The organism is Clostridioides sp. GD02377 (assembly GCF_045899875.1).
GTDB lineage: Bacteria > Bacillota > Clostridia > Peptostreptococcales > Peptostreptococcaceae > Clostridioides > Clostridioides difficile_A.
The window spans coordinates 285,383-299,178 of record NZ_JBJODA010000001.1; the positions used below are offsets into that span (position 1 = coordinate 285,383).

General features: G+C 32.4%; 14 protein-coding genes. All 14 read right to left on the reverse strand.

The features are described from left to right. Positions 1 to 4 precede the first annotated feature (4 nt). The 14 genes from minD to rsxC all read right to left on the reverse strand — a co-directional run bounded on the left by minD (position 5) and on the right by rsxC (position 13,731). Positions 5 to 802, reverse strand: a complete 798-nt coding sequence (gene minD, locus Q3304_RS01370) for a septum site-determining protein MinD (protein ID WP_021383865.1) — start codon at positions 800 to 802, stop codon at positions 5 to 7. Between the two features lie 23 nt (positions 803 to 825). Further along, positions 826 to 1,509 (reverse strand): septum site-determining protein MinC, encoded by a 684-nt coding sequence (gene minC, locus Q3304_RS01375; protein WP_054276227.1) that lies wholly within the window; start codon positions 1,507 to 1,509, stop codon positions 826 to 828. Positions 1,510 to 1,606: 97 nt separating this feature from the next. After that, complete coding sequence (locus tag Q3304_RS01380) at positions 1,607 to 4,585, reverse strand: penicillin-binding transpeptidase domain-containing protein (protein ID WP_407813316.1); 2,979 nt, start codon at positions 4,583 to 4,585, stop codon at positions 1,607 to 1,609. A gap of 11 nt (positions 4,586 to 4,596) precedes the next feature. Further along, positions 4,597 to 5,085 carry a rod shape-determining protein MreD gene (gene mreD, locus Q3304_RS01385; protein WP_054269667.1) on the reverse strand — a complete coding sequence of 163 codons (489 nt, stop codon included), beginning with the start codon at positions 5,083 to 5,085 and terminating at the stop codon, positions 4,597 to 4,599. A 14-nt stretch (positions 5,086 to 5,099) separates the two neighbouring features. Next, the gene (gene mreC, locus Q3304_RS01390) at positions 5,100 to 5,993 is read right to left on the reverse strand and encodes a rod shape-determining protein MreC (RefSeq protein ID WP_054269666.1); all 894 of its coding nucleotides are present in this window, start codon (positions 5,991 to 5,993) and stop codon (positions 5,100 to 5,102) included. A gap of 9 nt (positions 5,994 to 6,002) precedes the next feature. Beyond that, positions 6,003 to 7,064, reverse strand: a complete 1,062-nt coding sequence (locus Q3304_RS01395; protein ID WP_054269665.1) for a rod shape-determining protein — start codon at positions 7,062 to 7,064, stop codon at positions 6,003 to 6,005. Positions 7,065 to 7,133: 69 nt separating this feature from the next. Then, entirely contained in the window at positions 7,134 to 7,793 is a 660-nt protein-coding gene (gene radC / locus Q3304_RS01400; RefSeq protein WP_407813357.1) for a DNA repair protein RadC, read from the reverse strand. Between the two features lie 44 nt (positions 7,794 to 7,837). After that, positions 7,838 to 8,422, reverse strand: coding sequence for a Maf family protein (locus Q3304_RS01405; RefSeq protein ID WP_407813315.1), 585 nt, complete (start codon positions 8,420 to 8,422; stop codon positions 7,838 to 7,840). Between the two features lie 219 nt (positions 8,423 to 8,641). Continuing rightward, the gene (locus Q3304_RS01410; RefSeq protein WP_054269959.1) at positions 8,642 to 9,613 is read right to left on the reverse strand and encodes an RnfABCDGE type electron transport complex subunit B; all 972 of its coding nucleotides are present in this window, start codon (positions 9,611 to 9,613) and stop codon (positions 8,642 to 8,644) included. Positions 9,614 to 9,628: 15 nt separating this feature from the next. Continuing rightward, positions 9,629 to 10,204: an electron transport complex subunit RsxA gene (gene rsxA, locus Q3304_RS01415; RefSeq protein ID WP_054269663.1), complete on the reverse strand. Its 576-nt coding sequence runs from the start codon at positions 10,202 to 10,204 to the stop codon at positions 9,629 to 9,631. 14 nt (positions 10,205 to 10,218) lie between these two features. Next, complete coding sequence (gene rsxE, locus Q3304_RS01420) at positions 10,219 to 10,812, reverse strand: electron transport complex subunit RsxE (protein WP_021383804.1); 594 nt, start codon at positions 10,810 to 10,812, stop codon at positions 10,219 to 10,221. Between the two features lie 12 nt (positions 10,813 to 10,824). Continuing rightward, positions 10,825 to 11,394: an RnfABCDGE type electron transport complex subunit G gene (locus Q3304_RS01425; protein WP_243192772.1), complete on the reverse strand. Its 570-nt coding sequence runs from the start codon at positions 11,392 to 11,394 to the stop codon at positions 10,825 to 10,827. Further along, entirely contained in the window at positions 11,394 to 12,371 is a 978-nt protein-coding gene (locus Q3304_RS01430) for an RnfABCDGE type electron transport complex subunit D (protein ID WP_054269661.1), read from the reverse strand. The genes Q3304_RS01425 and Q3304_RS01430 overlap by 1 nt, the downstream gene beginning before the upstream one ends. 22 nt (positions 12,372 to 12,393) lie before the next feature. Continuing rightward, positions 12,394 to 13,731: an electron transport complex subunit RsxC gene (gene rsxC, locus Q3304_RS01435; protein WP_054269660.1), complete on the reverse strand. Its 1,338-nt coding sequence runs from the start codon at positions 13,729 to 13,731 to the stop codon at positions 12,394 to 12,396. Positions 13,732 to 13,796: the final 65 nt, after the last annotated feature.

The window sequence follows — 13,796 nt, forward strand, 5'->3', positions numbered from 1 at the left end:
TTTGCTACTTAGCCATGCTAAACATTTTTTTAAGTCTACCAAAGAATCCATCTTCAACTTCTAGTTCAAGTAGAGGAACTTCTTCATTTAGTATCCTTTTTGCGATATTCTTGTATGCTTGACCAGCAAGTGACTTTGAGTCAAGTATAGCTGGTTCACCTTTATTTGTTGATATAATTATACTTTCATCATCAGGGACAAGACCTAACAAATCAATTGCTAATATTTCTATTATATCTTGTTTGTCCATCATGTCTCCACGTTTAACCATATCATTTCTAATTCTATTTATAACTAATCTTATCTCTTTTATTTCATTTGCTTCTAATAGACCTATGATTCTATCAGCATCTCTTACTGCTGATATTTCTGGATTTGTAACTACAATAGCTCTATCTGCTCCAGCTATTGCATTTTTAAATCCTTGCTCAATACCTGCTGGGCAGTCTATTATTATATACTCGAAAGATTCTTTCAGTTTCTCACATAGGTCAACCATTTGTTCAACTGAGACAGCATTTTTATCTCTAGTCTGTGCTGCTGGTAATAAATATAGATTATCAAATCTTTTGTCTTTTATTAGAGCTTGCTTAAGCCTACAAGTTCCTTCAACTACATCTACTATGTCATAAACTATTCGATTTTCAAGACCCATTACTACATCTAAGTTTCTAAGTCCGATATCTGCATCTACAACTACTGTTTTTTTATTTTCTAGGCTTAGCGCAGTTCCTAAGTTTGCTGCGGTAGTAGTTTTTCCAACTCCACCTTTACCAGATGTTATAACTATAACTTCGCTCATAATACTACCCCCTATTTTTCTTTCTATTTGTCTAATTTTGACAAATAGCTTTCGATTACAATTCTTCCATTACTCACAAAGGCTATTTCTGGGCTAATTTCTGATTCAATTTCATAATTTTCTTCATCATCTGGAGCTTCTGCAATATTCTCTGCTATTTGTAATATTTTAGGATTAAGATTTCCAGCAACAACATATGCAAATTCATTACCTTCTGCACCTGCATGTACAAAGCCTTCTATTTTACCCATTACAAAAACATTACCACCTGCTACAACTTTAGCACCAGCATTTATATCTCCCATAACAACTGTATTTGATTTTGAAAGGACTTTTGAACCAGGTTTCATATCATTTAATATTACTACATCACCTTCAAATTCAATATTTTCTCCAGATCTTAGGGTATTGACATATTTTGTTGGAAAATTACTATTTTCTTCAATTTTGTGATCTTCAACAAATTCCACATCAAATCTAGAAGTAATTCCTTCTTTTAATTCTAAAATCTCCATGTCAGTTAAATAATCACTATTAATTTTACTAATTTTAGCCCCATTAAAAAAACCAACATACGCTTCCAATTTGTTTATTATTTTTTCCTGTATTTCCTCAAATGGAGCTTCTTTTTTTATATTTACTATTATCCCTCTTTTATTACCCTTGAACTCTACTAGTTCTTGACTACAAATTTCTCTTAAAGACATAACAACCTCCAGAGTGATATATCATTTATATTCTTCAAATACGCTTTAAATCCTTTTATTTTTTATATATAAAGCTAAAGTTTATACGTGGATTAAGCTATCTGTTAATTTGTGACTCGAAATTTATATTTTCGTCAGAAGAATTGTTAACATCATTCGTATTGTTGTCTTTTTTACTATTAGTTGGTTCTAACCCCATATATGTTCCAATAACTTCTCTAGTTGGTAAAAGTGAGAATACACTTGAATCACCTTGAGGAATTACACATACAACAGCTATTTCTGGGTCATCTGCTGGAGCAAAAGCAACAGTCCATGTAAAAGAACCATAATCTTGTTTAAATTTATCTATCTCGTCATCTGTTATTTTTGGATTTAATTCTTTTATAGCTTTTCTTAAATATGAAGAATTTACTTTATCAGTATCTTCTAATCTAACTTTTATTCCATCCTCTAATTCTTCTTCTAATTTCTTTCTTTCTTCGTCCTTTAAATCTTTATTTTCTAATTTCTTTTTTACTTCCTTTTCTTTAGCTAATGAAAGTTCTTTTTCTTTTTCTGCTTTCATCCTATTTGCTAGTTTAACTGCATCATCTAGATTAACATTATAAGATGACATATGACTTTTTAAATATTCATATTCGTTATCTGTAGGTATTTTCCCACTTTTCTCAGCTGTACCAGTCTTTGCTGCTACATCTATTGGGAAATCAGCAAAGGCGCTCTTTGCTGTACCTTGTCTTGCAACCAATTTCATACCTTTTGTTAATTCTTTTAAGTTATCAGGATTTTTAAAAGGTATTTTTTCTACCTTCTTCTGGTCATTGATTTTCACTGATGAATAATCACTTGAAACAGCTCTATCAACTACAGATAATTCTACTAAGTTACCTCCATTTGCTATGGCAGCCACGTATCTTGATATCTGAGCTGGTGTATAGGCATTCTCACCTTGTCCTATAGCTAAGTTGAATGTATCTGCAGTACTCCATTTTGCAAAGTTAAAATAACTAAATACTGCTAAATCTGCTACTTCTTCAATTCTATCTTCTTTAACATCCAATTTTTTTAGTCTATTCATTGTTTCTACTCTACCAGGAGTTTTCTTTTCTGCTGCCCAGCTTACAATCTCATTGATTCTTTTTTCATATTCTTTAGGATTTTTATCTCTAGTTATATCAACAAAATCATTTGCCATTTCTCTTTCTAAATTTGACTTTAACAGAGCTTGTGTTGATTTAAGCTTATCCTCTGTGCTAGGTACCTTACCTGCTCTTTCTTCTACTTCATCTTGAAGTCCAGTATTTTGGTCAAGTCCAAATAATTTTGCATATTCAAGAATTTTATTGGCATTCATGTCTATACCAATGCTTTTTCCATCTGGCCATGTTTTACCTGTACCAATAGTTGCCATATATATATTACAAGACTCTTGTATTGCTTTATACAAGTTTGTCATACCATGATTTCCTCTACCATGGTTCCATACATAGTCACCAAAAGATTTTTTACCTAGCATGATAACACCAGGGTCATTTATTGTAAAGTTTGGATTTAAGCCATTTTCTAAAGCTGCCATTGAGGTTACCATCTTAAATGAAGAACCTGGCTGGAATTCCCCTTGTGTAACCAAGTTTAAAAGTGGACTTCCTGCTAGTAAGTCATTTGGATTCTTTGGCTGAAGTGCTTTATAATCTTCTGTAGAAATACCTTTTGCAAATTTATTTGGGTCATAATTAGGATAGCTTGAAGAAGCTAGTACTTCTCCATTTTTTACATCAATAGCTATAAGGGCTGCTGATTGTGCTTTTCCTGCATATGCACTAATTGGTTTATCACCAAATTTACTTTTAAAAGTACCACCTTTAGAAGCAACTTCTATTATCTGTTTTAATGCATTATCTGAGACTTCTTGCAAATCTTTGTCCAAAGTAAGATATACAGTATCTCCTGATTTAGGCTTTTTAGATTCAATTTCTTTACTTATTCTTCCTAATGCATCAACCTTAACCATTTTATAACCATCAGTTCCTCTTAGCCTGCTTTCATTACTTTTCTCTACTCCTGCAAGACCTACCATATCTCCAGTTTCATAACCTTTTTGAAGATATGATTCTATTTGAGTTGATGGCATTTTCCCTACATATCCTAACATATGTGAACCTAAAGTTCCATTAGGATAATATCTTACTGGTTCGACTGCTATTGAAACACCAACAAGGTCCATAGCACGCTCTTCAATTTGTGCAATTGTAGTTTCTCCTACATCTTTTGCAATGGTTACTGGATTATACTGAGAATATCCTTTTGATTTTATCAAATCTCTTACAATCATTATTTTTCTAGCATCTTCATCGCTTAGGCTTTTATCAATATCTAATGCCTCACTATTTCTTACTTTTTCAAACGCTTCTTTAGCATTCAGCTTGGTCTCTTTTATCTTATAACTAGCCAGCCAATCTCTCTTATCTCTTTCTGCTGTAAACATCCATTTACTAACTAAAATAGGTGGATAATATCCATTTTCATTCAGTTTTGCCTGTAATTTTGTTGCATCCAATCTTTTATCTTCTTGAGACAATATTCCAGCTGATATAAGTTTATCTACTAAGTAATAAAAACTTTCTTTAGCATTATAATCGTTTGGAATACCATTTTCTGATTTATACTCTCTAATATCTCTGTCATATGTATAATAGTATTTTCCATTCTCTACGTATATCGGAAACTCATCTACATATTCTTCACCATTTTTTTCAAGCAAATTTATAAGCTTTAATGATATTTCATTTGCTCTTGAACGCTTATTTGCATCTTTTTTATTAATATCGTTACCTGAAACCTGAACAGTAAATAAGTTTTTATTTCCTGCTAACAATCTTCCATATCTATCTTTTATTTCTCCTCTTGGAGCTTCTATTGCCAACTTCTTATATGTTTTATTTTCAGCTAACTCATTGTAATATTCATATTTGAATGTAGTCATGTAGATTATTTTTACTAAAATAGCTAAAAATACCACACTTATGACTATTTTAATTATTTTTAGTCTATCAACTTGTTTATTTTCTTCCATGAACTCACCAACTAATCTTCTTTAAGTTTTAAAACTGCTCTTTTAGATAAGCGATATATTACTAAACCAATTAAACTATTCACTATTGGTGCTACTAGTAGACCTTTTATAAAAAGTGTTGATATGCTATAGCTTTGATAGATTATACTAGATGTACCTATATTGACAATTGAATCAATTAAACTTCCTATAAAAATCAAAACGAAAGTAATAATATAGCTACCTTTATATAGCTGGTCTCTCATGTGTCCGATTGCATATGCAATAACAAACAAAACTAACGCATTTACACCAAAAATTCCACCAACGGTTATGTCTTTAATAAGCCCTATTATAGCCGCTATAATTCCACCCTCTAGTTCATCTAAATAAAGAGAGATTATAGTAACATATATAAGAACTAGATTAAAGCTTATGCCAAAAATATCTATATAATTTGTTATACTATTTTCTATAGTCATAAGCACAATCCCCAACAGACAAAGTAAAACTTTTTTCATTGTTTTTATCCCCTTTATCCTATATTTCTTGGTTCTATGACTACAACGTCATCTATATTCTTAAAATCAACATAAGGTTTTACAACTACATATTTTAGTGACTTATCTTTATCATCAACTACTTTTTCAACTTCACCGATTGGTATCCCCTCTGGGAAGAATCCAAGACCTGATGTTGTTATTATGTCTCCTTGAATCACATTGTATGATGAGTCAAACATATAACCTTGTAAATATCCTTTACTATTATAACTATCTTTATTATCTAAAGTAGTATTTTGAGTAATTGTTCCTTTGGCATTAGCATCCTTTGCTAGTTTAAAACTTACAGATGCCTTAGAATCCAATAGTGAAATTGCCTTGCTATAATTGTTTGAAACTTCATAAACTACACCGACTAATCCACTACCATTCATAACTATACTTTCTTTTTTTACACCTGAATTTTTTCCTGCACCTATGACAAAACTCTCATACCAGTTTCCATCATTTTTACTGACAACACTTGTAGAAATACTTGTTGCTTTATATTTTTCCTCTACAAAGTTAAGTGTCTTTTTTAACTCTTCTAACGATTCTGTTTTATCTAATTTGGCATTTAAAGCTATCATATTCTTTTTAAGTTTTTCATTTTCTGCTTCTAAATTTTTTACCTTTTTAGAATTTTCTTTGAAATTTGATATGTCTTTAAATCCATTTTTGATAAAAGAAAATCCATCATTTATTCCTTTTCCTACACTTGTAATAGCATCTGATGCTACTCCTAAATTTACTGGGCTACCACTAGAAAACTTACCAATTGATATACCCACAATTCCAATTAAAGTGATAGCAACTACGCCCGTTGCTATCACTTTAACATTAATCCTTTTTTTCTCATTTTTATTCTTGTCAAATCTCAAGGCCATCACCAACTTCTAATTTTTAGCATTCATCATTAATACTTTTTCAAAGATTTCTTGGTCTTCAACAGATTTTCCTGTTCCAAGTGCAACACAATCAAGAGGTGTTTCTGCTATTTGCACAGACATTCCAGTTTCTTGTGTAATAAGTTTATCAAGACCTCTAAGCAAAGCTCCTCCTCCTGTTAGCATTATTCCGTTTTCCATTATATCTGATGCTAATTCTGGTGGAGTTTTTTCTAGTGTAGATTTTATAGCATCTACTATTGAACTTACAGGTTCTTTTAAAGCTTCTCTAACTTCTGTAGAACAGATTTCTATTGTCTTAGGTAGCCCTGAAATTAAATCTCTACCTCTTATTTGCATGTTTATTTCTTCATCATCTTTAAATGTAGAACCTATGTTAATCTTAACATTTTCAGCAGTTCTCTCACCTATCATAAGATTGTATTCTTTTTTTACATAGGCAACTATAGACTCATCAAACTCGTCTCCACCAATTCTTATAGATTTAGCAGTAACGATTCCTCCTAAAGATATTACAGCTATTTCTGAAGTACCTCCACCAATATCAACTACCATATTACCTTCTGGTTCTTCAACTTTTAATCCTGCTCCTATAGCTGCTGCCATTGGCTCTTCTATAAGGAATGCATCTTTAGCTCCTGCTTGTCTTGCAGCTTCTTCTATAGCTCTCTTTTCTACTTCTGTAACTCCAAAAGGAACACATATAGCTATTCTTGGACTTACAACACCTTTTTTGTCAGCTGCTTTTTGTATGAAATAACTAATCATTGATTGAGTTATATCAAAATCTGCTATTACACCATCTTTCATTGGTCTTATAGCTACTATATTTCCTGGTGTTCTACCTATCATTTTTTTAGCTTCTTCACCTACTGCTAAAACTTCCTTACTGTCATCTCTTATTGCGACAACTGATGGTTCTCTAACAACAATACCTTGTCCTTTTATGTAAACTAATGTATTTGCAGTCCCTAAATCTATTCCCATATCCTTTGTCATCTTATTAAAACTAAAAAAACCTTTTTTCTCTTTCTTTTTTTCCTTAGCCATGATTTTACTCCTTCCTACTATTAAGAATCATGTTAAAAACATTCTCCTACTATTTTATCACATATAAAGTCAAATTATCATATTTTCTTTAAAGCTAAAGTATAATCCATCTCCAATAATTATATGGTCAATTATTTCTATTCCAATTATTTCTCCACATTTAACAAGTCTTGATGTGATATTCTTATCTTCGCTTGATGGTTCCACACTTCCTGAAGGGTGATTATGCATTACTATTATTTTACTTGCACTTCTCCTTATAGCTTCTTTAAAAACCTCTCTAGGATGGACTAATGACGAACTTAAAGTCCCTACAGATATATCTACATCAGATATTATCTCATTTTTTGTGTTTAAAAGAACCGCTTTAAAAACCTCTTTTTTTAAATACCTCAGGCTGTCCATATAATATTTATGTATATCCCAAGGATTTTTTATTTTATACTTCATAGGTTTAAAACTGGCTATTCTAGAGCCTAGTTCTAAAGCTGCTTTAATTTGAGTTGCTTTTGATAACCCAATTCCATCTATATTACACAGCTCCTCTATTGTCATATCTTCTAAATGTCTAATACCCTGAATATCTCTATTTATTATATAGTTGGCTAACTCAATAGCATTTTTGTTTTTATTGCCAGTTCTTAAAAGTATAGCCAACAATTCAGTATTTGATAAGCTCTTTACTCCTTCAGCAAGCATCTTTTCTCTGGGTCTTTCCTCTGGTGCCATTTCTTTTACCTTAATGGTTGAATTAAATGACCTTTTCAGATAAATCACACTCCGTAAAAAAGATTTATATTAAAATGTTTTTTTAATAAGTCACCTAACTTTGAAATCGGAAGACCAACTATATTAAAATAGTCTCCTTTAATTTCTTCAACTAGCAAAGCCCCATAGCCTTGTATGCCATAAGCTCCTGCTTTGTCAAATGACTCTTTAGTTCTCAGATAATCCTCAATATCCTGTTCTGATAACGTTTTAAATTTCACATTGCTGATTACATAATCAATTACTTTCTTATCTTCGCACAAGTTTATTAAGCTAATACCTGTTATGACTTGATGCTCTCTTCCAGATAGTCTTTTTAGCATATTTCTTGCACAAGACTCATCTTTAGGTTTTCCTAAAATAGCATTGTCTAAAACAACAACTGTATCAGCTCCAATAACAACATCTTCATTATGTTCAGATGCTACAGACATGCTTTTTTCAAAAGCCAATCTCATAACTAAATGTTTTGGTGCTTCGCCTTCCAATATAATCTCATCAATTTCACTTTTAATTATATCAAATATTACATTTGTATTCTCTAGAATTTCTTTCCTTCTTGGAGAGGCTGATGCCAAGATTATATTCATTTATTCACCTCGTTTGTACGTAATTTGTACCTATTTAGTCTATCACTATATTGTAAAAAATTCAACAGAAATGTCGAACCTTTTTTGTTACACTATTGTTATATTTATTACCAATAGAATAAATATACATAAAATAGAGGTATGGAAATTATTCCATACCTCTGTTTTATGTACTCATTAGAGATATGGAAATTATTCCATATCCTTATTTTGTCCATATTACAAAATTTTAATAGCTTTCTTTGGACATTTTTCCATACATAAATGGCATCCTACACATTTATCAGCATCTACCTTATGTTTTTCTTTTAATTCTCCTTCTATTGCATCAAACTTACATTGTTTTTTGCATACTGTACATCCAACGCAAAGTTCTTGGTCAATAGTAACTTTCTTTTTCTTAGTTATATCACCTGATATTACTTTTGTAGGGCATTTTGCTACACATTCCATACAGCCTACACACTTGCTAGGGTCTATCTTAGCTATTTTATTTTCAAATACTATAGCATCAAATTTACAAGCTTTCACACACATTCCACAACCAATGCATCCAGCAGTACATTTTTCCTTAACAGCTTTACCAAATTCCTTGCTGTTACATTCTACAACTACTTCTTGGCTTTCTGGCTTTGTGATTATTATACCCTTAGGGCAAACTTCTTTACATTTTCCACAATTTACACATTTCTCTTCATCTATTACTGCTACTCCATCAACTATAGAGATAGCATCAAATTTACAAGCAGCCTTACATGTTCCAAGACCTAAGCATCCAAATTTACACATTTTAGCTCCTGAATTTAAAACATTTGCTGCTCTACAATCTGATATTCCTTCGTACTCATATTTATCTTTTGCACTTGAGCAAGTTCCTTTACAAATAACTTTTGCTACTTGTTTTTCACCTGCTTCAGCACTTACTCCCATTATTTCTCCTACTTTTGCACCAACATCTGCTCCACCTACAGGGCAGCCATTAACTGGTGCTTTTCCTTCAACTATTGCACTTGCAAGACCTCCACAACCTGGAAATCCACAACCACCACAGTTAGCTCCTGGAAGTACTCCTAGTATAGCTTCCACTCTCTCGTCTACTTCTACAGCAAACTTTTTAGATGCGAAATCTAGCACTATCCCGAAGATTAAGCCCATAACTCCTAAAACTAATACAGCTGTAAGTATCACTATTTTCACCCCTCTTTTTTATAGCTTTATAAGTCCTGTAAATCCTAAGAAAGCTATTGACATTAAACTTGCTGATATAAGTGTTATAGGGAAACCTTTAAACGCTTCTGGTATATCAGCTAATTCTAGTCTTTCTCTTATACCTGCGAATATTACTATTGCTAAAGTAAATCCAGCTCCAGCTCCAAATCCGTTTATTATTGTTTCTACTAAGTTATAACTTTTTTGAACATTAACTAGAGCTATACCAAGAACTGCACAGTTTGTAGTTATAAGAGGTAAATAAACTCCTAATGCTTGATATAAAGATGGACTCATCTTTTGAATTACCATTTCAACGAACTGAACTATAGAAGCTATAACTAATATGAAAGCTATTGTTTGTAAAAATTCAGTTCCAGTTTTCACTAATAAAATCTGTATAAAATAAGTTATAATTGAAGCTAAAGTTAAAACGAATGTAACTGCAACTCCCATCCCCACTGCTGTATCAACTTTCTTAGAAACTCCTAAGAAAGGACATATACCTAAGAACTGAGATGTTATAACGTTATTAACAAGAACGATACTTAAAAATAAAAGTATTAAATTCATTTATTACACCTCCACTACGCTTTTTTACTTCTTAATTTATTAAATCCTGCAAATAAGAATCCTAATGTTAAGAATGCACCTGGTGGTAATATAAATATTAATACTGGTTGGAAAGATGCTCCAAATAGAGTCAATCCAAATAAACTACCATTTCCAAGTAATTCTCTTACTGCACCTATTATTGTAAGAGCAACAGTAAATCCAAGACCTTGACCTACACCATCAACAATTGAAGCTAGTGGACCAGTTTTAAAAGCAAAACTTTCTGCACGAGCTAGTATTAAACAGTTAACAACTATTAATGGTATATATATACCAAGAGCCTTATCAAGAGCAGGAACATATGCTTTTAAAACCATTCCTACTATTGTAACAAATGTAGCTATAATTACTACAAATATAGGTATTCTTATCTTATCTGGTGTGATTTTTCTTAGTAATGATATAACTAAATTTGCACATATTAAAACTGCTGCTGTTGAAAGACCCATACCGATTCCATTTATTGCTGAAGTTGTAACGGCTAGTGTTGGACACATACCTATAACTTGCACAAATGTTGGGTTCTCATCTATTAGCCCATTTTTAAATACTTTAGCTAAATTCATAATTAACCCTCCTTATTTATTAAGAGCACTATTGAAAACATCTATAGCCGCATTTACTCCTGTAGTAACTGCTGTAGACGTAATAGTTGCACCTGATATTGCTAGTATTTGATTGTCTGCTGTTGTATTACCTTTTGCTACTTCAAGAGGTTCAGCAGTTTTTCCTTTGTATTGACCTTTAAACGCATCATCTTTAGCTTTTGCTCCAAGTCCTGCTGTCTCTGTCATATTCCCAATATCAACACCTGTAACTTGACCTTCAGATGATATACCTACCATAACTTCAATTTCTCCACCATAACCACTTGGTTTAGCTTTTAAAGTATATCCCACTACTTCAGAACCATCAAGACCTTCATATACCTCAGCTATAAGTCCATCTCCAAGGTTTTTATAAGTACTTTCTTCCATTTCTTTGAACTCTTTTGCTTCTGGAAGTACTGCTTTTCTAAGTTCATTATTTGCTTGTATATTTCTTTGTTCTATTACTGGAGCTGTAACTTGATTTGTAGCTCCAAGTGCTAATGCGGCTATAGCACTTATAGCAAGTAAAGTCCCACCTAGTCTTACAATACTATTCATTATTTAGCCACCTCCCCAAACACTCTATTTCTAACAAACTTATCTATAAGTGGAGCAAGACAGTTTACTAGTAGTATTGAGTAAGATACACCTTCTGGATATCCACCATACATTCTTATAACAGTTGTTATAAGACCAGCTAATACAGCGTATATTATTTGACCTTTCTTAGTCATAGGCGAAGTTGTATAATCCGTAAGCATGAAGAATCCACCTAACATAAGACCTCCAGCAAACAATTGATATATTGCGAAATTTATATTAAATCCACCTAAAAGGAATGTTAATATAAATACAGTTGCTATGTAAAATACTGGTATAACATAATTTATTATGCCTTTATACATTAGGTATACTCCACCTAATAATAATAATATTGCTGATGTTTCACCTATACATCCACCAATATTACCAATCATCATATCAGCGAGACTAATTCCATTGCTAGAAAGGTCTGCTAATCCTGCTGCTCCATTTTTCAAAAAGCTCAATGGAGTTGCTGTACTAACTGCATCTAAGTTTTTACCTATCCAGTTAACACCTGGTTGAGTCCAAGCAGTCATTGCAACTGGGAATGATGCTAATAAAAATGCTCTTGCAGCAAGTGCTGGATTGACAAAGTTACATCCAATTCCACCAAATACCATTTTAACTACTAATATTGCAAATATTCCTCCTACTAGACACATCCACCAAGGAAGTGATGCAGGTACGTTAAATGCCAATAATAATCCTGTTACAACAGCTGAAAAATCTCCTATAGTACTTTTTTGCTTCATAAATTTTTGATATAAAAATTCAGTACCTACTGTACCAAGTATACAAAAAAACATAGCACTCAAAGCATTAAGTCTAAAGAAGTATACTCCTGCTACTGCTGCTGGAAGGAGTGCTATAATAACTTGTTTCATTATATATGAAGTATCTTCATTACTTCTCACATGAGGAGAAGATGATACTATCAACTTATTTTCCATCGTTTTTCCCCCTTAACTTTCTTTATTTCTGAGCAGCTTGCTTTCTTCTCTTTGCTCCTATTTCTCTCTTTGCTGATCTTATAGATTGAAGTAATGGTCTTCTTGCTGGACAAATAAATGAACAAGACCCACATTCTATACAATCCATTGCTCTATGATATTCAGCTGTGTCATAATCATCTTTTAAAGAATATGCACTTATATAAAGTGGTTGTAAGAATGATGGACATACATCTGTACATCTTCCACATCTTAAACAGTTTTGAATATCTGGAGTACGTGATTCTTCCTCATCCAAACATAAAATTCCTGAAGAACCTTTATTAGTTGCTATTTCAGTAGTATATTGAGCTATACCCATCATAGGTCCACCCATTATAACTTTACCAACCTTCTTATCGTCTTTAAATCCACCACATTGTTCTATTATTTCTGAAACCAATGTCCCAACTTTTGTTATTAGGTTTTTAGGTTCTTTGATACAACTACCTGTTATTGTAGTAATTCTTTCTACCAAAGGCATACCTGTTTTAATAGATTTAGCTATTTGAGCTGCTGTGGCAACGTTGTCAACAACTGCCCCTGCTGCTATTGGTAATCCACCAGATGGAACTTCTTTACCTGTACACGCATAAATAAGTTGTTTTTCTGCTCCTTGTGGATATTTCACTTGAAGACCAACAACTTCGATTTCACTATAATCTTTAGCTACATTTTGAATTGCTTCTATAGCATCTGGTTTATTTGTTTCAATTCCTATAAATCCTTTTTTAACATCTAATACCTTCATTAGCGCTCTTAAACCAAACACAACATCTTCTGGATTTTCAAGCATTAATCTGTGGTCTGCAGTTAAATATGGTTCACACTCTGCTCCATTTAATATAACTACTTCTGCTTTACTATCTGGTGGAGGAGATACTTTTACATGGTTAGGGAATGTAGCTCCACCCATACCTACTATTCCTGCCTCTTTTATAATACCTACTATATCTTCTTTACTCAAATCCTCTAACTGACCTTTTGGTTGAACACTTTCATGTAATTCTTCCTTAAAGTCGTTTTCGATAACTACACATTGAGCTGAACCACCTGGTACTTCATGTTGTTCAATAGCAATAACTTTTCCTGATACTGAAGAATGAACGTTACATGAAACGAAACCTTGTTGCTCACCTATTTTTTGCCCAAACTTTACTTCATCACCAACTTCAACGATAGGTTTAGCTGGTGCCCCTATATGTTGTTGAAGAGGAATGTAAACTATCTTTGGAGCTTGAGCTTTTTCAAGTGCCTTTGTGTTAGAGTACTCTTTTCTATATGGAGGATGTATCCCTCCCTTAAAAGTTAAGAGTTTCATTGTTTTACCCCCTTATCTATAAAAAAACATTTTTTCTGCCTTCTATAAGTATACTATATATATTA